General features: G+C 61.2%; 16 protein-coding genes. 3 read left to right on the forward strand and 13 right to left on the reverse strand.

The features are described 5' to 3' along the window. Positions 1–218 precede the first annotated feature (218 nt). A complete protein-coding gene (locus tag AACY25_RS09665; RefSeq protein WP_339524154.1) occupies positions 219–1,496 on the forward strand; it encodes an MFS transporter in 1,278 nt (425 codons plus the stop codon). A 96-nt stretch (positions 1,497–1,592) separates the two neighbouring features. Then, complete coding sequence (gene ggpS, locus AACY25_RS09670) at positions 1,593–3,860, forward strand: glucosylglycerol-phosphate synthase (protein WP_339524155.1); 2,268 nt, start codon at positions 1,593–1,595, stop codon at positions 3,858–3,860. A gap of 70 nt (positions 3,861–3,930) precedes the next feature. On the opposite strand, the gene AACY25_RS09675 is transcribed toward ggpS, so the two are convergent. The 5 genes from AACY25_RS09675 to zwf form a co-directional block, all read right to left on the reverse strand. Next, entirely contained in the window at positions 3,931–4,350 is a 420-nt protein-coding gene (locus tag AACY25_RS09675) for a VOC family protein (RefSeq protein WP_339524156.1), read from the reverse strand. Between the two features lie 39 nt (positions 4,351–4,389). Then, entirely contained in the window at positions 4,390–4,809 is a 420-nt protein-coding gene (locus AACY25_RS09680) for a YciI family protein (protein WP_339524157.1), read from the reverse strand. A gap of 497 nt (positions 4,810–5,306) precedes the next feature. After that, positions 5,307–5,978 carry a bifunctional 4-hydroxy-2-oxoglutarate aldolase/2-dehydro-3-deoxy-phosphogluconate aldolase gene (locus AACY25_RS09685; protein ID WP_339524159.1) on the reverse strand — a complete coding sequence of 224 codons (672 nt, stop codon included), beginning with the start codon at positions 5,976–5,978 and terminating at the stop codon, positions 5,307–5,309. A 19-nt stretch (positions 5,979–5,997) separates the two neighbouring features. Further along, positions 5,998–6,711 carry a 6-phosphogluconolactonase gene (gene pgl, locus AACY25_RS09690; protein ID WP_339524161.1) on the reverse strand — a complete coding sequence of 238 codons (714 nt, stop codon included), beginning with the start codon at positions 6,709–6,711 and terminating at the stop codon, positions 5,998–6,000. Beyond that, positions 6,698–8,167, reverse strand: a complete 1,470-nt coding sequence (gene zwf / locus AACY25_RS09695; protein WP_339524163.1) for a glucose-6-phosphate dehydrogenase — start codon at positions 8,165–8,167, stop codon at positions 6,698–6,700. The genes pgl and zwf overlap by 14 nt, the downstream gene beginning before the upstream one ends. A 180-nt stretch (positions 8,168–8,347) precedes the next feature. Between zwf and AACY25_RS09700 the strand changes: the two genes are divergently transcribed. Next, complete coding sequence (locus tag AACY25_RS09700; RefSeq protein ID WP_339411468.1) at positions 8,348–9,208, forward strand: MurR/RpiR family transcriptional regulator; 861 nt, start codon at positions 8,348–8,350, stop codon at positions 9,206–9,208. A gap of 29 nt (positions 9,209–9,237) precedes the next feature. Here the strand turns inward: AACY25_RS09700 and AACY25_RS09705 are convergent, their stop codons facing one another. The 8 genes from AACY25_RS09705 to AACY25_RS09740 all read right to left on the reverse strand — a co-directional run bounded on the left by AACY25_RS09705 (position 9,238) and on the right by AACY25_RS09740 (position 18,247). Continuing rightward, complete coding sequence (locus AACY25_RS09705; RefSeq protein ID WP_339524164.1) at positions 9,238–10,143, reverse strand: D-hexose-6-phosphate mutarotase; 906 nt, start codon at positions 10,141–10,143, stop codon at positions 9,238–9,240. 29 nt (positions 10,144–10,172) lie between these two features. Beyond that, entirely contained in the window at positions 10,173–11,369 is a 1,197-nt protein-coding gene (locus tag AACY25_RS09710; protein ID WP_445262144.1) for a maltoporin, read from the reverse strand. A gap of 105 nt (positions 11,370–11,474) precedes the next feature. Next, positions 11,475–12,632: an ABC transporter ATP-binding protein gene (locus AACY25_RS09715; protein ID WP_339524167.1), complete on the reverse strand. Its 1,158-nt coding sequence runs from the start codon at positions 12,630–12,632 to the stop codon at positions 11,475–11,477. A gap of 9 nt (positions 12,633–12,641) precedes the next feature. Next, complete coding sequence (locus AACY25_RS09720; protein ID WP_339524168.1) at positions 12,642–13,475, reverse strand: carbohydrate ABC transporter permease; 834 nt, start codon at positions 13,473–13,475, stop codon at positions 12,642–12,644. Then, positions 13,468–14,376, reverse strand: a complete 909-nt coding sequence (locus tag AACY25_RS09725; protein ID WP_339524169.1) for a carbohydrate ABC transporter permease — start codon at positions 14,374–14,376, stop codon at positions 13,468–13,470. The genes AACY25_RS09720 and AACY25_RS09725 overlap by 8 nt, the downstream gene beginning before the upstream one ends. 149 nt (positions 14,377–14,525) lie before the next feature. Further along, positions 14,526–15,776 (reverse strand): ABC transporter substrate-binding protein, encoded by a 1,251-nt coding sequence (locus tag AACY25_RS09730; RefSeq protein ID WP_339524170.1) that lies wholly within the window; start codon positions 15,774–15,776, stop codon positions 14,526–14,528. A gap of 298 nt (positions 15,777–16,074) precedes the next feature. Further along, complete coding sequence (locus AACY25_RS09735) at positions 16,075–17,532, reverse strand: ATP-binding protein (RefSeq protein ID WP_339524171.1); 1,458 nt, start codon at positions 17,530–17,532, stop codon at positions 16,075–16,077. After that, positions 17,519–18,247 carry a response regulator transcription factor gene (locus tag AACY25_RS09740; protein ID WP_339524173.1) on the reverse strand — a complete coding sequence of 243 codons (729 nt, stop codon included), beginning with the start codon at positions 18,245–18,247 and terminating at the stop codon, positions 17,519–17,521. The genes AACY25_RS09735 and AACY25_RS09740 overlap by 14 nt, the downstream gene beginning before the upstream one ends. Positions 18,248–18,368 lie beyond the last annotated feature (121 nt).

The following is an 18,368-nucleotide window of genomic DNA, read 5'->3' on the forward strand; positions in this document are numbered from 1 at the left end:
AGCGCGGCAAAAAACTCGGTATTGGCGGCGAACAGTATTGGTGCAAGACGGCCTTTCCAGCGCCCCATGCGCCCGCACGGGCGATGCATGAAAAAATCAAAAAACCGTTTATCTATAAAAATAATCTTTTAAAAACAACAACTTAGCCAGAACTACGGTTAAGCATTGGCACCTTTCATGCTTGCACTCAGCGTCATAGTTCCCTAGGGTAGGTCGCCATGTGGTCCCTGATTGCCCCTATCAGCTCGTTGCTCGGTGGGGTTGCTTTACTCCTCCTCGGCAATGGCCTGCTCAACACCTTACTGACTCTGCGTGGCGTGGCCGAAGGCTACTCCACTTCGATGCTCGGCCTAATTATGTCCGGGTACTTCGTCGGTTTTCTCCTTGGCACCTGGCTGGCGATTCCGCTGGTCCGCCGCGTTGGGCATATCCGTGCGTTTGCCTTTTGCGCTGCCCTTGCCGCCATCACCGCCTTGCTGCACGTGTTGATCATTGATCCCTGGGTCTGGCTGGGCCTGCGCGTGCTCTATGGTCTGGCGCTGGTCAGCCTGTATATGGTGATCGAGAGCTGGCTTAACGCGCAGGTCCCCAACGATAAACGTGGCCAGGTGTTTGCCGTGTATATGGCGGTCAATCTCGGCGCCCTGGCCGCCGCGCAACAGCTGCTCAACCTGGCGTCGCCGAGCGACTTCGTGCTGTTCGTCCTTGCCGCCATGCTGATCAGCGCGGCCTTGATGCCCATCACCCTGACCCGGCAAATCCAGCCGAACGTGCCGGACACCCTGCACACCAACCTGCGCCAGATCGCCAGCATCGCCCCGTTGGCGCTGGCTGCTGCAGGCCTATCCGGTCTGGCCCTCGGCGCGTTCTGGGGTATGGCCCCGGTATACGCAGCCCTGAACGGTTTCGACGCCACTGGCGTAGGTTTGCTGATGAGTAGCACGATTCTCGGCGGCGCCTTGCTGCAATGGCCGATTGGCATTTACTCGGACAAACACGACCGCCGTCTGGTGCTGTTCTGGGTCGTAGCCCTGGCAGTGTTGGTCGCCGTCCTGATGAGCCTGCTGCCGGCCGGTCGCCTGCTGCTCGGGCTGATGTTTATTTGGGGCGGTTTGGCCTTTGCCATCTACCCCATCGCCGTGGCGCAGTTGATCGACCAATTGCATAGCGATGAAATTCTCGCGGGTTCCAGCAGCCTGCTGATGGTCAATGGCATCGGTTCGGTGTGCGGCCCACTGCTGGCAGGGGTGCTGATGCAGCACCTCGGCGCCCAGGCACTGCCGCTGTATTTCGCCACCACTCTCGGCCTGCTTGCGGCGTACACGCTGTACCGCCTGCGCCATGTTAGCGACCTGGTCAGCGCGCCGGCCGGGCACTTTATGCCCATGCTGCGTACCAGTCACACGGTGCTCGAGCTGATGCCCGATGCGCCGCCAGCAGATTCCCCAGACTCAACTGAGGACCCGCTTAACCCGGCGCCGCAGACGCCTGGGTAAACCAAGAGGCGAACGCCATCTGGCGTAATCGTCCATAGCTCGTCGGCTTTTGTCGGCGCGTCACTGCACCCACTTAACTGGACAGGAAGACAGCGCATGTTACTTGCCACCGATCTCGATGGAACCTTTCTCGGCGGCGATCCCAAGGATCGCCTCAGCCTCTATCAAACCATCGCCGCCCACCCAGAAATCCGCCTGGCCTATGTCACCGGGCGCAGCCTGGAGTCGGTCTTGCCACTGCTGGCAGACCCGACTCTGCCACAACCGGACTTCATCATCTCCGACGTTGGTGCCAGCCTGGTGCACGGCGACACCCTGCAACCCATCCAGCCACTGCAAAGCACGGTTGACGCGCTTTGGCCCGGCGACAACCAGGTCGCCAGCGCCCTTGAACACTTTGCCCTGGAGCGTCAGGACGTACCACAGGTGCGCCGCTGTTCCTACTTCTGCAGCCCCGAGCAAGCCGCCAATCCAGAACTGCTGGCAGTCGCAGAAAGCCTGGGCTGCGACCTGCTCTATTCAGCCGAGCGCTACCTGGATTTCCTACCCAAGGGCGTCAACAAGGGCAGCAGCCTGCAGGCACTGATCGACTGGCTGGAGCTGGACAACGACCAAGTGCTGACCGCTGGTGACACCCTGAATGACCTCTCCATGCTTAGCGGCCAGTTCAAGGGCGTCTGCGTGGGCGCGTCCGAAGATGGACTGCTACAGGCCACCCGGCAGTATTCGCGGGTATTTCATGCCGAGCGCGCCGGTTGCGGCGGCATTCTTGAAGCCTTCGTGCACTTTGGCTTTCTCGGTAAACAGGGCATCGCCGCCGAAGGCAAGCAAGTCGCCGAGCCGGGCAAAGCCGATCTGGTGATGGTTTATCACCGCCTGCCCTATGAAGAATTTCGTGGCGCCGATGGCAAGCTGCAGCGCCGCCGCCCAACTTCACCCAACGGCATTATCCCGACCCTGCTGAGCTTTTTTGGCGATGGCCGTGCCGGCTCCTGGGTGGCCTGGGCTGAACATGACGAAAACAGCGGCGAAACCTTCGACAGCCACACCACCGTCGATGCCGAACGCTACCCGAAGCTGACTGCCGCACGGGTGGCGCTGAGTAAGGAAGAAGTCGACATCTTCTACAAGCGTTTCTCCAAAGAAGCCTTCTGGCCAACGCTGCACACCTTCTGGGAGCGCGCGCAGTTCCGTGAGGACGATTGGCAGGTGTTCCTCACCGTAAACCGCGCCTTTGCCGAACGCACCGCACTGGAAGCGGCTGAAGGGGCCACGGTGTGGCTGCATGATTACAACCTGTGGATGGTCCCCGGTTACCTGCGCGAGCTGCGCCCGGACCTGCGCATCGCCTTCTTCCACCACACCTACTTCCCCTCGGCAGATGTCTTCAACGTGCTGCCCTGGCGTCGGCAGATCATCGGCAGCCTGCTGCAGTGCGACTACATCGGCTTTCATATCCCCCGCCAGGTGGAAAACTTTGTCGATGCCGCGCGCGGCGTGATGCCGCTCCAAACCGTCAGCCGGCAGAACTGCGCACCACGCTTTATCACCTATGGCTGCGCCGTAGGCCTGGAACGCATGACCACCGCCGTGGACACCGGCACTCGTGTGGTCAAGCTCGGCGCCCACCCGGTAGGTCTGGATATCGAGCGGGTACGCAACGCCCTGGCTGCGCCAAAAATCAAAGAAATGATGGAGCGCCTGCGTGCCGAACTGAGTGGCGTCAGACTGATTCTATCGGTGGAACGCCTCGACTACACCAAAGGCATTCTGGAAAAGCTCAACGCCTACGAACGTCTGCTAGAAGAAAACCCGGAACTATTAGGCAAGGTCACCCTGGTTACCATCTGCGTACCGGCGGCCAAGGAAATGACCGTTTATGATGAGCTACAAGGGCAAATCGAGCAGGCCGTGGGGCGCATCAATGGCCGTTTCGCCCGCATCGGCTGGACGCCGCTGCAGTTCTTCTTTCGCAGCCTGCCGTTCGAGGAAGTCAGCGCCTGGTACGCCATGGCCGACGTGATGTGGATTACCCCGCTACGCGACGGCCTCAACCTGGTGGCCAAGGAGTTCGTTGCCGTCCAGGGACTGCTCGGCGGCAGTGGCGTATTGGTACTTTCAGAGTTCGCCGGGGCCGCAGCCGAGCTCAAAGGAGCCCTGCTAACCAACCCCCATGACCCCATGGATCTGGCACAAACCTGTTATGTGGCGCTAAACACACCCAAGGCCGAAGCTCAGGCGCGTCTGCGTGAACTGTTCGATATCGTCAGCTACAACGATATTCGCCGCTGGGGCGATGAATTCCTCACGGCCGTCAGCGCCCCTGAGGAACAACTGGACCGTGTTCTCGGGCTAGTTAGCTAGCGAGGGCAAGGCGTACGGAGGGTTACGTGGCGCATCTGCGCCACTAACCCGCCCTACAGAAGCGCCTCGTTTAGCCCATCTGCGCGTCAATGTCGCAGTTAATCATCCAGCCCACCCCAAAGCTGTCGGTGAACATGGCAAAGCGGGTCGCCCAAAAGGTCGATTGCAGCTCCATCTGCACCGAACCGCCAGCCGAAAGCGCTTTATACAGGCGCTCGGCCTCCGGTACGTTCTCCACCTGCAGAGAAACCGAACAGCCTTTGATGCCCTCATACGGCATGCCTGGGAAAGTGTCGGACGCCATCAGCAACTGATCACCCACGCTCAGGCAAACGTGCATCACGCGGTCGTGATACTCCTCCGGCACGTTGCCCGCTTCCGGGCTATCGCCCATACGCATCAATTCCAGTTCGCCGCCCAGGCAATCAGCGTAGAACTTGAAAGCAGCCTCACATTGGCCGTCAAAGGTTAAATAGGTATGGATCTTCATCTGCACTCTCCTTAGTACTCGTTTGTTCGTTTTGGGGTTTTATGATTCAAGCCGCGCGCGCAGGCGTTCTTCCTGCTCACGCAACTCGGGAGTGAACTCGTCGCCGAAATCCTCGGCCTCGAAAACCCGCCGGATCTCAATTTCGCTATCGCCAGGCATCGGATTCGGGCAACGCTTGACCCATTCAATACATTCAGCCAGCGACGCCACTTCCCATAGCCAAAAACCGGCGATCAGCTCCTTGGTCTCGATAAATGGCCCATCGGTAACGCTGCGCTGACTGCCAGAAAATTTTACCCGCGCGCCTTTGCTGCTCGGTTGCAGGCCTTCACCGGCGAGCATCACGCCCGCGTCAACCAGCTCCTCGTTGAAACGTCCCATCGCGGCCATCAGCTCTTCGCTGGGCATAATGCCGGCTTCAGAATCTGCCGTTGCCTTGACTATCACCATAAAACGCATCGCTTTCTCCTTGTTCGGCTCGGTAAACCGCACGCAGGGTGCGCTGTGCGCGCCCTACTGCAGACAACGAACCCCAGGTAGGGTTCTAAACCATAGTCGAGCGAGCGAGGGGCGAATCGACAGGCGTCGGAAAATTTTTCAGTTGAGGTGCAGCGCTACTTTCGCCGCGCAGGGCTAACGAGCACCGATCAGCTGATCGCTCCAGCAAGGCAGCTGAGTGGCCTTGATGGGGCCGCGGCGGGCCCCGACGTCAGTCCTGACGTTGGCGATTCAGGATGACCAACAATGGCTTTCTGCGCGGGCAGAAACGGAAGATGCCTGTCTGTTTGGGGGTATGTGCAATGAAGTACAGACGCTGTTTGAGATCTCGCGCACGCCGACATGATGCCCCGTCGCAAGTGACAACTTGATCGCGCAAGCAATTATCGAGCGGGGAGTTTCAACGCAAGGTTAAGCGAGATCAGGCCACGCGATAAACTGCGCCACGGCCGTCTAGCTCAGCCCAGCAACTGTAGGGCCTCGCTGCTGCATTGCTGAATACGCTGCCAGTCACCGTTACTGACCCACTCGCTGTCAAACATCCAGGTACCGCCGACACACATTACATTGTTTAGCGCCATATAGCGCTGGACATTGCCGGGGTTGATGCCGCCAGTGGGGCAGAATTTCGCGTCACCGAAGGGGCCACTCAGAGCCTTGAGCGCCGCGGTGCCGCCGCAAACTTCTGCGGGGAACAGCTTGAAACGGCGGTAGCCGAGGGCATACCCGAGCATGATGTCAGAGGCGCTGCCAGTACCGGGCAGCAACGGAACCTCGACCTCCAGGCCGGCCTTCAGCAACTCGGCGGTCGAACCCGGCGTGACGATAAATTGCGCGCCGGCCTCAAGCGCCGCATCGAGCATCTGTCGATCCAGCACCGTACCGGCACCCACGCACAATTCAGGGCGCTGCTCACGCAGCAGGCGAATGGCCGTGAGGCCATGAACCGAGCGCAGGGTGATTTCCAGCACAGTCAGACCACCAGCGGCCAGGGCATCGGCGAGCGGAAAAATATCCGCCTCGCGGGCGATGGTGATCACCGGCATGATTCGCGCCCGGGCGCAGATGCTGTCGATTTGAGCGATCTTCTCGGCCATGCGGGCCTGCGGATTAGTCTCGTTGTTGGTCATATCGGCTGGTCCTTCGGGCCTAAGGGCACCAGTAAATCTCAAGGGGGGAATGCAGCACGGCGCGGATTGGCATACTCGCCACATCGCTGCCTGCCAGGGCTGCACGCAGCGTAGCCAGCTTGTCCGAGCCCTGAATCGCCAGTAACGACAAACGCGCAGCGCTCAGCAGCGGTAGGGTCAAGCTCAAACGCTCAGCCGGCTCACTAGGAGCCTGCATCGGCAAAACTCGGTGCGGGCAATCGAGCTGCAGAGCCAGTTCTAGATTGGGACTATTGGGGAACAGCGAAGCGGTATGACCGTCGTCGCCCATGCCGAGCACCAGCACATCGATCGGCTGCAGCTCGACCAGGGACGCATCAGCCAGCTCGGCGGCCTGCTGCAGACTGCTCGCCAGCCGGTACAAGCCGAGAAAGCGTGCGTCGACAGCCGGGCCGCGAAGCAGATGCCGGCGCACCAAACCCTCATTACTGCTGGCGTGATTGATCGGTACCCAGCGCTCGTCTGCCAGGCTGATCGTCACCTTGTGCCAGTGCAGCGGTTGCTGTGCCAGGGCCTCGAAGAAGGCAATCGGGCTACGCCCGCCAGACACTACCAGGGTCGCCTGGCCGCGGCTTTCAATCGCAATCCGCAGCGCCTCGGCCACGGCGATGGCCTGGGCCTCAGCCAAGGCCTGGGGGGTTGCGTAAGTGCGGGCAAACACGCCCGGCGGTAGTTCGAGATCAGAGATCGCCATACCAGCTCCTCCCGTCACGGGTGATCAGTGCAATCGAGCCCATCGGCCCCCAGGAGCCTGCGGCATAGGGCTTGGGCGCGTCGCCCAGGCGTTTCCAGCCGGCGATCAGTTGATCGCACCACTGCCAGGCGTGCTCGATCTCGTCTTTGCGCACAAACAGGTTCTGGTTCCCGCGCATCACTTCCAGCAGCAGCCGCTCGTAAGCATCGGGTATCCGGGCACTGCGGTAGGTGTCGGAGAAATTCAATTGCAGGGGGCCGCTACGCAGTTGCATGCCCTTGTCCAGCCCCTGGTCCTTGGTCATCACCTGCAGGGCGATGCCCTCGTCCGGCTGCAGACGGATGATCAGCTTGTTGCCGATCAACTGGCGCTGCTCCGGGTCGAATATGTAGTGCGGCGGCGTCTTGAAGTGGATAACGATCTGCGACATTTTCTGCGCCATACGCTTGCCGGTGCGCAGGTAGAACGGCACGCCAGCCCAGCGCCAGTTGCGGATATCGGCGCGCAGGGCAACGAAGGTTTCGGTGTCGCTGCGGGTGTTGGAATTCTCTTCTTCCAGATAGCCCGGTACCGCCCTGCCATCGCTGCTGCCGGCCACGTACTGGCCGCGCACCACCTGCTGGCTAAGCTGCTCGCCAGTGATCGGGGCCAGGGCCTTGAGCACCTTGACCTTTTCGTCGCGGATGCTGTCGGCAGAAAGATCGCTGGGCGGGTCCATGGCAATCAGGCAAAGCAGCTGCAGCAGATGATTCTGAATCATGTCGCGCAGCTGGCCGGCTTTGTCGAAGTAGCCCCAACGACCTTCTATACCGACCTTCTCCGCCACGGTGATTTCCACGTGGGAAATATGATTCTGGTTCCACTGGGTTTCGAACAAGCTGTTGGCAAAACGCAAGGCAATCAGGTTCTGCACCGTCTCCTTGCCCAGGTAATGATCGATGCGGTAGATGCGGGTTTCCGGGAAGTACTGCGCCACCGCGTCGTTGACCTCTCGGGACGAAGCCAGATCGTGGCCAATAGGCTTTTCCAGCACGGCGCGGGTGCGCTCGGCCAGGCCGACCTGCGCCAAGTTGGCGCAGATGCCGCCATATACCGAAGCCGGCGTGGCGAAGTAGGCGATTAGCCGCTCGCTGTTGCCGACTTTTCCGGCCAGCAGCTGGTAGTCGTCGACCTTGAGGAAATCCATGTGCAGGTAGCTCAGGCGCGCTTGGAAACGCTGCAACACAGCGTCGTCTACCTCGGCGGCCGGAACATGGCGGCGCAGGTGTTGTTCGATGTGCTGCAGATACTGCTGCGCCTCGCCAGCTTCACGGGCCAGGGCGAGAATCTGCGTATCGGCGTGCAGCAGCCCGGCCCGATCCAACTGATAAAGCGCCGGGAACAGCTTGCGCAGCGCCAGATCGCCCAAGGCCCCGAACAAGGCAAACGTACAAGATTCCACGGTTATCGAAGGCATAATGTTTGTTCTTTTATCAATTTAAATTAGAAATACGCGTTTTTTCGGATTTAATCAAGGCAATATGTAGTAATAAAACAACATTATCGTAACGCCCACTCCGCAGTGGTCGCCGTCAGGTCCAATCAGTACGATAGGCAAGCAAATTCAGTAAAGGTTTAAGGAATCAACATGGATCGCGTGCGCAATCTACTGGAGCAGATCCAGGGTCGACTCGACAGCCTGAACAAGGCCGAACGCAAGGTCGCCGAGGTGATCCTGCAGGGCCCACAGCAGGCTACCCGCCTAAGCATTGCCGCCCTCGCCCAGGCCGCTCAGGTCAGTGAACCCACGGTCAACCGCTTTTGCCGCTCCTTCGGCGTCAGCGGCTACCCCGAACTGAAGATGCAATTGGCGCAGAGCCTGGCCAGCGGTGCGGCCTATGTCAGTCGCGCCGTGGAAGCCGACGACACCCCACAAGCCTATACCCGCAAGATCTTCGGCAGTGCCATCGCCTCCCTGGACAGTACCTGCCAATCCCTCGATCCACAGATGATCAGCCGCGCTGTCGACCTGATGATCCAGGCCCGACAGATCCACTTTTTCGGCCTCGGTGCTTCGGCTTCGGTGGCCCTGGACGCGCAGCACAAGTTCTTCCGCTTCAACCTGGCAGTCACCGCGCATGCCGACGTGCTGATGCAACGCATGCTGGCCTCGGTGGCCCACACCGGCGATCTGTTCGTGATCATTTCCTACACCGGACGTACGCGCGAACTGGTGGAGGTCGCGCGCCTGGCCCGGGAAAACGGCGCCTCGGTACTCGGCCTTACGGCCGCCGGCTCGCCCCTGGCCCAGGCCAGCACCCTGAGCCTGGACATCCCACTACCCGAGGACACCGATATTTATATGCCGATGACCTCGCGGATCATCCAACTCACCGTGCTCGACGTACTCGCCACCGGTATGACCCTGCGCCGTGGTGTGGACTTCCAGCCACACCTGCGCAAGATCAAGGAAAGCCTTAACGCCAGCCGCTATCCGGCGGACGAAGAACCGCTGTAATTAGCCAGATGCCATCTAGCACGCCCCCTTCAACCCAACCGTGCCTGCAACGCCAATATGGCCTCCTGACCCGGTTTGAGGATCAGGCTATCAGCGCCGCAACAGGCGGCCTGTACACTGAGAAAACCCAGCGCCTCGTTCCAGCCAACATCGGTCAGGGGCCGACTCCCGGGGTGCCAGACCACGCTATTGGCAGCACCCTGGGTATCGATCAACAAGCTGCGCTGCCAGGCCAGATCCTGCAGCTGCAACAGCCCGCCATGACGAAAAATGCGGTGACAGCCATCCTCGACTCGTAACGCGCCGCGCTGCTGGCAGTCAGCGCGCCTGAGCAGATCATGGCCGTAGGCGCCCTCCAGGCCGAGCAGCGTCACCCGTGCCACATCGCTGATGCGCCAGTAGGCATGCAGGGCATGGCTCAACTGGCAGGGCTCGCTGTCCTGATGGCTGCTGCGCAGGCGCAGACTCATGCACTCGCCCAGTTCGGCCTCCAGGATCACCTGCCAGTCACATAGCTGCAATTGCCAGCGCAGGCGCACGCCCTGCTCGTCCACCGTGCAATCCAGCAGCTCCCACTCGCTTAGTCGTGCCCAGCCATGGGATGGCCAGCCACTCTCGCCAGGATGTCGAGCAAACCAGGGCCAGCACACCGGCACTCCACCGCGTATCGCCCCGCCGCGTTGCCAGTGGCTGGCGCACCAGAGCCAGGCACGCTGACCACGCGGCTGGAAGTGCAAAAGCTGGCCGCCCTGGCGACTGAATGCCGCCTGAAAACGCGGATGATCGATCAGCAGCAACTCACGCTCCTGATGGGCAACCCAACGCAGGACTTGCCCGCCACACGCCCCAAACAGGCCGGCCAGAGGGTGCTCTGCAGCAGCCCCCGCTCGGCCTGCGGCGAGAGCCGACAGACACCGCCGCTTAACCGGCAGCATGCAACCACCCCAGCCTCACAACCTCACGCTCACCACCAGTATTCGACCTGCACACCGAAGTTAGAGCCATGTCGGGCATTGTCGAAAGCACCACTGTCGGACAGTGCCGAACCGGCGGCGATCAAGCTAGCCGCACGCTGCGCCGCTTCGTTCCAGCTGGCGTAGGTGTAGTACAAGCGCACTTCCGGACGTGCCCAGAAACCCGGACCAGATGGCGACCAGGTCGGCGCCACGGTGAACTTGGTCAGCTTGCGCGTACCGTCGGTGGCATCGACCTGATCATGGCCCAGCTCACCAACCAGCTTGAACTGCTCGGTAAAGGCGTAGCTGGTACGCCCGCCCACCGACAGCCAATCCTGATCGCTACCATCGGGACGGATGTCCTTCTGGTAGACGAACTGCACCTGGCCGCCCAGGCGCGGCGTGGCCTGCCAATCAAAGAACTCAACCAGACGATAACTCTTGTTGTCACGATCCAGAGTCACGTCGCCGGTGTAACCCAGGCCCGTACCGGGGCCGCGGCCGTATTGCAGGGCCAGGGTGTTTTTGCCGCCGAGAAAGTCGCTCTGCTTATGCTGCGCGGTGATCGCCCAGCCGCTGTGGGCATCAGTGCTGTCGGGCTTGTCGATATAGCTCAGGCCGAGCTCCAGCTCACCGCCCGGATTGACTTTGAAGCCTGCGACGTTGAAGTCGTGACGGTTGATATAGGGTTCCTGGAAGTAGCTGTCCTTGCGCGAAAACGCATAGCTGTACTTCAGCCCACCCAGCTCGAAATCCTCGATACCGGCACCGGTGCCGCTCTGGTTCCAGTAGAAGAAATCGGAGATATGGATGTCGTTACGCTTGTAGAAGCGCCGCCCGGCCCACAGCGAGCCACCGTTGAGCGCGGAGACATTACTCCATTCCGCGTACATCTGGTTCATCCGCGCGAAGCCATAATCACCGGTGAACTTCGGCGTATGACCATAGGCGTTATACAGCTGCGCCATGCCCTCGACGCTGAGTACCGAGCCATCGTCGAAGCTGGCCAGATCCTGACGCAGATCCAGCTCGATGTACTGCTCGCACTCGTTACCCAGGCGGTATTTCGATTGCGCGCCCGGCAACTGGAAGCACGATTGCGTCCCGCCGTTCTCCGACCCGCCGGCGCCGCTACGGGCATAACCGGTGAACTCCAGCGCGCTCGCCGCGTGAGGCAAAGCCAGGCTGCCGAGGGTCAGTGCCATGCCAATTTTCGTTGCTGCTCTCATGTTTACTCCTTCTTGTTTTTATTGTTGTAACGCTTGCTGCAGGGCCCAAGGGCGCGGATATGGCAGGCGCCCTCGGAGGTGTTAGCGGCCTTTAAACTGGGCGACCTTGCTTGCTTGCTCAGCCGTTTGTGGCTTTCCCGGCAGCAGGCGCTCGCCGCTCTGGGCGTCGAACAGCAGCACCTTGCTCGGGTCGAATTGCAGCTCCAGGGTTTGCCCCACCCGAGGCGCATCGTCCGGCGCCAGGCGGCAGCAAACCTTGGTCTGGTTGAGGCAGACGAACACCAGAGTGTCCGGCCCGGTGGGCTCGATCACCTCGACCTCGGCGCGAATCGACGATGGGCCACCAGCACCGGCAACTGCCAGCTGGATCTGCTCGGGACGGATGCCGAGAATCACCTCGCGGTTCTCAAAGCCCGCCTCCATCGCCCCGAGCGGCAGCTCGCAACGGGCCTGGCCGGAGTCCAGTAAGGCGAACAACTGACCGTCGCGGCGCTGCAGACGCAGGGGGATAAAGTTCATCGGCGGCGAGCCAATAAAGCTCGCGACGAACAGATTGGCCGGGTCGTTGTAAATCTCACGCGGAGTACCGAACTGCTGGATGATGCCGTCCTTCATCACCGCCACCTTGTCGCCCAGGGTCATGGCCTCGATCTGGTCGTGGGTGACGTAGACAGTGGTGGTCTTCAGGCGCTGGTGCATCAGCTTGATTTCGGTGCGCATTTCTACGCGCAGCTTGGCATCAAGGTTCGACAGCGGCTCGTCGAACAGGTATATCTTCGGCCGCCGCGCCAACGCCCGGCCCATGGCGACGCGCTGCTGCTGTCCGCCGGAGAGCTGGCCGGGTTTACGGCCGAGCAGATGTTCGATCTGCAGCAGCTTGGCCACCCGTGCCACCTCCTCTTCGATGGCTGCCGGGGCCATCTTGCGCATCTTCAGGCCAAAGGCGATGTTGCCGTGCACGGTCATGGTCGGGTACAGCGCGTAAGACTGAAAGACCATGGCGATGTCGCGGTCCTTGGGGCTCATGCCGCTGATGTCCTGATCGTCGACCAGAATCGCCCCGCCGCTGATCTCCTCCAACCCGGCGATACAGTTCATCAGGGTGGATTTACCGCAACCGGATGGGCCCACGAGAATCAGAAACTCGCCGGAGTCGATCGCGATATCGATGTGCTTCAGGGTGTCCGCCAGGCCGCTGCCGTAGGACTTGTTGACGTTGCGCAGTTCGAGCGTTGCCATATCGTTCTCCTAACCTTTAACCGCGCCGGCAGTGAGCCCACGCAGGAAATACTTGCCGGCGAGGATGTACACCACCAGCGTGGGCAGCCCGGCGATCATCGCGGCGGCCATATCGACGTTGTATTCCTTGGCCCCAGTGCTGGTGTTGACCAGGTTGTTCAGGGCCACGGTGATCGGCTGGGTATCGCCACTGGCGAACACCACACCGAAAAGGAAGTCGTTCCAGATCTGGGTGAACTGCCAGATCAGGCAAACCATGATGATCGGGGTCGACATCGGCAGCAGGATGCGTCCGAAGATGGTGAAGAAACCGGCGCCATCGAGCCTTGCGGCCCGCACCAGGGCATCCGGAATGCTCACGTAGTAGTTGCGGAAGAACAGCGTGGTAAAGGCCATGCCATAGACCACATGGATCAGCACCAGGCCGCCGGTGGTATTAGCCAGGCCAAGCTGGCCGAGAGTGAAAGACGCCGGCAGCAGCACCACCTGAAACGGCAGGAAGCAGCCGAACAGCAGCAAGCCGAAGAACAGCTGCGAGCCACGAAAGCGCCACATGGCCAGCACATAACCGTTCAATGCGCCTATCACGGTGGAGATCAGCACCGCCGGGAGGGTGATCTTCACCGAGTTCCAGAAGTAACCACCGACACCATCCCAGGCCTTGAGCCAACCGATGGCGGTAAACACCTCCGGCCAGGACAGCAGGTTGCCGGTGCGGATATCTTCTGGGCTCTTGAAGCTGGTCAGCAGCATGATGACCAGCGGAATCAGATAGACCGCACAGGCCGCCAGCAGAGTGGCGTAGATGGCCAAACGGCTCAGGCTAAAAGCGCGATTAGTCATGGCGTTTGCCTCGCAGCTCGGAATACAGATAAGGCACCAGGATCGCCAACACCGCGCCTAGCATCAGGATCGCGCTCGCCGCACCGAGGCCCATCTGGCCGCGGGTAAAGGTGTGGGCATACATAAACATCGCCGGTAGATCGGAGGCGTAACCGGGACCGCCAGCGGTCATCGAAGCCACCAGGTCGAAGCTCTTGATCGCGATATGCGCGAGGATCATCAGTGAGCTGAAAAACACCGGACCCAGGCTCGGCAGCACAATGCGCAGATAGATATTCGGCAGGCTGGCCCCGTCGACCTGGGCGGCGCGGATAATCGACTGATCGACCCCGCGCAGCCCCGCCAGAAACAGCGCCATGACGAAGCCCGAGGCCTGCCAGACCGCGGCGATAACCAGGCAGTAGACCACCCGATCAGGGTCCACCAGCCAGTCGAAGCGAAAGCCCTCCCAGCCCCAATCGCGGAGCATTTTGTCGATGCCCAGACCCGGGTTAAGTAACCACTTCCAGGCGGTGCCGGTGACAATCATCGACAGCGCCATGGGGTAGAGGAAAATCGTGCGGATAAAGCCTTCACGACGGATACGCTGATCAAGCAGCACCGCCAGCAGCACGCCTATTACCAGGCTGATGCCGATAAACAGACCGCCGAAGACCATCAGGTTCTGGCTCGCCACCCACCAGCGGTCGTTGTCCCACAAGCGCGCGTACTGCTGCAGACCGACCCAGCTGTAGCTCGGCATAAAGCGCGAATTGGTAAACGACAGGACAAAGGTCCAGAGGATATAGCCGTAGAAGCCGACCATGATGATCAGCATGCTCGGTGCCAGCACCAGCTTGGGCAGCCAGCGCTGTAGCGCATCCAGCGGCGAGGCTTTGCTAAAGACGGCGATTGAACTCATCGGTAACTCCGTTATTGCACGTTGCTGGGCCGGCGCCGGGCGAGCGAGTCAAACGCGGCGCAGCCGATCCCACTGATGCATCGCTTGGCGATACACCTCGGTCATTGAGGGGATTGACGGGCCGCCGGCGAACCGGCGGCAGGGTTAGGCTACTGCACGGCCTGGATAGCCGCGGCCAGTTGCTGAGCGGCCTTGTTCGGATCGGCCTTAGGGTCGTTAAAGAAGTTGGTCACCACGTCGAATACCGCACCCTGCACGTAGCTGGAGGCGGCCATGCCGTGGGCCATGCTTGGTTGCAGGCCGCCACTGGCTGCCGCTTCCTTGAAGTCCTTCATCGAGGCCTGGGCGCAGGCGTCGAAGGAACTCATGTCCATATCGGTACGCACCGGGATCGAACCTTTGTTCTGGTTGAAGAACTCCTGAAACTCCGGCTCCATCACGGTGCGCGCCAGGTCCTCCTGGGCTTTGCGGTTTTCCTCGTCGCTCAGCTTGAACATGGCCAGGGAATCGATGTTGTACGCGAAACTACCCTGGGTGCCGGGGAACGGCAGGCACTGGTAGTCCTTGCCGGCGACCTTGCCAGCGGCAGTCCACTCGCTCTTGGCCCAGTCGCCCATTATCTGCATGCCGGCCTTGCCGTTGATGACCATGGCGGTGGCGCTGTTCCAGTCACGCCCGGCGGCGTTGGCATCGACATAGCCGCGCAGCTTCTGCAGGGCGGCGAACACCTCGACCATCTTGGCGCCGGTCAACACCGACTCATCCAGGTCGACAAAGGCTTTGCGGAAATCATCCGGGCCAAGCAGGGCCAGGGCCAAGTCTTCGAACACAGTGCTGTCCTGCCAGGGCTGACCGCCGTGGGCCAAGGGCATAAAGCCGGCGGCCTTGAGCTTGTCCGCGGCGGCGAAGAATTCGTCGAGGGTGGTCGGAGGCGTAGCACCGGCCTTGGCGAAGACCTCGGGGTTGATCCACAGCCAGTTGACCCGGTGCACGTTGACCGGCACGGCCACGTAGTCACCGTCAAACTGCATCACCTTGATCACCTGGGGCGGCAGCAACTTGTCCCAGCCACTCTGCTCGGCCACCTGATTGAGATCGGCGAGCAGGCCCAGCTCGCCCCACTCCTGAATATCCGGGCCTTTGATCTGCGCGGCGGCAGGCGGGTTGCCGGAGACGGCGCGGGTTTTCAGTACGGTCATGGCAGCTTCGCCACCGCCACCAGCGACGGCGAAGTCCTTCCAGCTATGGCCCTTATCTTCAACTAGTTTTTGCAGGGTATCGGCGGCGCGCTTTTCGCCACCCGAGGTCCACCAGTGCAGCACTTCGACTTCGCCGGCATGGGCCAGCGGCAGCAGAGAGACGAGGGAGATAGCAGTAGCCAGGCGGGAGATCGCATTCATGAGCAGTAGTACCTTTATTGTTGTTATTCACGGGCAAGTCTGGTGCTTGCGCTGGAATCGAGTCTAACCAAGGGTCATTGCCCGGCGGGTAACGAAGGGATGCACAAAAGTCACGGGATAGTTACAAAACAGGGCACGCACCGCATATCCGTAGGGTGGATGACGCTTTATCCATCCACCAATAGCGACGGTGGATGAAAACAGCGTCATCCACCCTACCCAGCTGCAGCCCACCATAGAAGCGGCTGGGCGGCACTCTGCCTTGGCCGCGATCATTCGAGAGAGCCAAGCTAAATCCCTAGGCACTGCGCGGTAACCAGAGCGTCACCCGCAGGCCGCCCTCGCGCAGGTTGCGCAGGCTTACTTCGCCACCGTGGGTATGGGCGATATTGCGCGCGATGCCCAGGCCCAAGCCGTAGCCCTGCTGCTGCCCGGCCAGACGAAAATGCGGCTCGAACACCTGCTCCAGGCGCTGCTCGGGCACCCCAGGCCCTTCGTCGTCGACATGCAGGACAAAGGCAGTACCGTTGTCCTCGATAGATAGGTGGGCGCGCTCGCCGTATTTCAGCGCGTTGTCCACCAGGTTGCCGATGCAGCGTTTGAGCGCCAGGGGCTTGCCCGGGTAAGAGGCCAGCGCCTGACCATCAAGGGTCACCCGACCGTTGCCGGCCGGGGCCAGATAGGGTTCGATCACGCAGTTGAGCAGCTGGTTAAGCTCCACCGGCTCGATATTCTCGTGGATATCGGTGTCCTTGACGCATTGCAGCGCGCCCTTGACCAGCATCTCCAGCTCATCCAGATCACGGCTGAACTTGCCCTGCACGGCCTCATCGTCGAGCAGCTCTACACGCAAGCGCAGGCGGGTGATCGGCGTGCGCAAATCATGGGAAATGGCGCTGAACAACTGGCTACGCTCACGCAGGTAGCGGCCGATGCGCTCGCGCATGGCGTTGAAGGCGCGACTGACCTCAACTACCTCACTGCCGCCCGCCTCGGCCAGCGGTTGGACGTCGCTACCCAGAGACATTTCCCGCGCGGCGCGCGCCAGGCGCTTGAGAGGTCGGCTCTGCCAGTGCACCAGAATGCCGATAAACAGCAGCAGAAAACTGCTGGTGAGGATGATAAACCACAGCTGCTGAGCCGGCAGACCCTGCTGCTCCAGGCTGACATAAGGCTCGGGCATCAAGGATGCAAGGTACAGCCATTCACCCGGAGCGATCTGAATCTGTGTCACCAGCACCGGCGGATTAAGCGGCTCCAGGCTCAGGGCGTAATGCGCCCAGGAGCGCGGCAGTTCGTCGAGTTTCAAGGCGCTGTTAAAGATGCGCAGATCCTCCGGGCTGACGAACTGCACCAGCAGGTCCAGGTCATTGCCCAGGCGTTCGCGCAGGGTTTCATCCACCGCATCGAGCACCGCGCGCTTGCGTGGCGTCTGCGGCAGCACGCGCATTTCCAAGGGTTTGTCGTTGAGCGAGACAAAGAAGCGGGTGCCGCCCATATTGCGCAACTGGTCGAGCACCATCGGCCGGTAGCCCAGGGGCAGCGAGCGGAAGTAGCTGACGCTGGCAGCCATCGACTGGGCCAGACTGCGCGAGCTGGTCAGCAGGCCTTCCACCTGGCTGGCGCGCAGCTGCGAGACCCAAATCAAGCTGGAGAGCGCCTGAGCCAGCAACACCACCAGCAGTGTCAGCAGCAGCATACGACCGAGCAACGAGCGCGGAACCGGCAACCACTTGCGCAGCTTAAACACCGACATAAGGACCCACCGCTGCCGCCAACTGATAGCCGCTGCCGCGTACGGTACGAATCAGCCGCGCCGGCTTGCCGGTATCGCGCAAACGCTGGCGCAGCCGGCTAACGGCCATATCGACGATACGCTCCAGCGGCATCACCTCGCGGCCGCGGGTGGCGTTGCCGATGGTGTCGCGGTCGAGGATCTGCTGCGGGTGGTCAAGGAACAGCTTGAGCAGGGCAAAGTCTGCGCCGGAAAGAATCACTTCCTCGCCGTCGGCATGAAACAGACGGTGGCTGACCATATCCAGACGCCACTCGTCGAAGGCCAGCACCTCGCTGCCGCGCTCCTGAGTGAAGTGCGCGCGGCGCAGCAGCGCCTTGATCCGCGCCAGCAACTCACGCGGACTGAAGGGTTTACCCAGGTAATCGTCGGCGCCCAGCTCCAGGCCGATCACCCGGTCGGTCTCATCGGAGCTGGCGGTGAGCATGATGATCGGCACCTGGGCAAACCGCTGGTGCTCACGCACCCAACGACACAGGCTGAAGCCATCCTCGTCGGGCAGCATGACATCGAGAATCACCAGGTCCGCCGCCTCGGCGCACAGGCCCTGGCGAAACCCCGCGCCATCGCCGACGGTACGCACCTGGAAACCGGCGCGGCTTAAGTAGGTATGCAGCAGTTCGCGAATTTCCTGGTCGTCGTCGACCAGCAGAATGGATTTACCGGGCTGGCTCATGGTCCGCCGTCCTTATTGTTATGCATTCGCCAAAAATGGCATGTAGATAGCGTTTTGTAGGAGCGGCGGGGACGCCTTAGTTCATGCCCGCGATTGGCGGTCTACCAGACGATTTCGCGGC

It is taken from the genome of Pseudomonas sp. EA_35y_Pfl2_R111 (assembly GCF_963970955.1).
Taxonomy (GTDB): Bacteria; Pseudomonadota; Gammaproteobacteria; order Pseudomonadales; family Pseudomonadaceae; genus Aquipseudomonas.

What these genes read in the sequence shown, in the direction of transcription:
- AACY25_RS09665 (WP_339524154.1), top strand. Translation starts at nt 219, where the DNA reads ATGTGGTCCCTGATTGCCCCTATCAGCTCGTTGCTCGGTGGGGTTGCT.
- ggpS (WP_339524155.1), top strand. Translation starts at nt 1,593, where the DNA reads ATGTTACTTGCCACCGATCTCGATGGAACCTTTCTCGGCGGCGATCCC.
- AACY25_RS09675 (WP_339524156.1), bottom strand. Translation starts at nt 4,350, where the DNA reads ATGAAGATCCATACCTATTTAACCTTTGACGGCCAATGTGAGGCTGCT.
- AACY25_RS09680 (WP_339524157.1), bottom strand. Translation starts at nt 4,809, where the DNA reads ATGCGTTTTATGGTGATAGTCAAGGCAACGGCAGATTCTGAAGCCGGC.
- AACY25_RS09685 (WP_339524159.1), bottom strand. Translation starts at nt 5,978, where the DNA reads ATGACCAACAACGAGACTAATCCGCAGGCCCGCATGGCCGAGAAGATC.
- pgl (WP_339524161.1), bottom strand. Translation starts at nt 6,711, where the DNA reads ATGGCGATCTCTGATCTCGAACTACCGCCGGGCGTGTTTGCCCGCACT.
- zwf (WP_339524163.1), bottom strand. Translation starts at nt 8,167, where the DNA reads ATGCCTTCGATAACCGTGGAATCTTGTACGTTTGCCTTGTTCGGGGCC.
- AACY25_RS09705 (WP_339524164.1), bottom strand. Translation starts at nt 10,143, where the DNA reads ATGCTGCCGGTTAAGCGGCGGTGTCTGTCGGCTCTCGCCGCAGGCCGA.
- AACY25_RS09710 (WP_445262144.1), bottom strand. Translation starts at nt 11,369, where the DNA reads ATGGCACTGACCCTCGGCAGCCTGGCTTTGCCTCACGCGGCGAGCGCG.
- AACY25_RS09715 (WP_339524167.1), bottom strand. Translation starts at nt 12,632, where the DNA reads ATGGCAACGCTCGAACTGCGCAACGTCAACAAGTCCTACGGCAGCGGC.
- AACY25_RS09720 (WP_339524168.1), bottom strand. Translation starts at nt 13,475, where the DNA reads ATGACTAATCGCGCTTTTAGCCTGAGCCGTTTGGCCATCTACGCCACT.
- AACY25_RS09725 (WP_339524169.1), bottom strand. Translation starts at nt 14,376, where the DNA reads ATGAGTTCAATCGCCGTCTTTAGCAAAGCCTCGCCGCTGGATGCGCTA.
- AACY25_RS09730 (WP_339524170.1), bottom strand. Translation starts at nt 15,776, where the DNA reads ATGAATGCGATCTCCCGCCTGGCTACTGCTATCTCCCTCGTCTCTCTG.
- AACY25_RS09735 (WP_339524171.1), bottom strand. Translation starts at nt 17,532, where the DNA reads ATGTCGGTGTTTAAGCTGCGCAAGTGGTTGCCGGTTCCGCGCTCGTTG.
- AACY25_RS09740 (WP_339524173.1), bottom strand. Translation starts at nt 18,247, where the DNA reads ATGAGCCAGCCCGGTAAATCCATTCTGCTGGTCGACGACGACCAGGAA.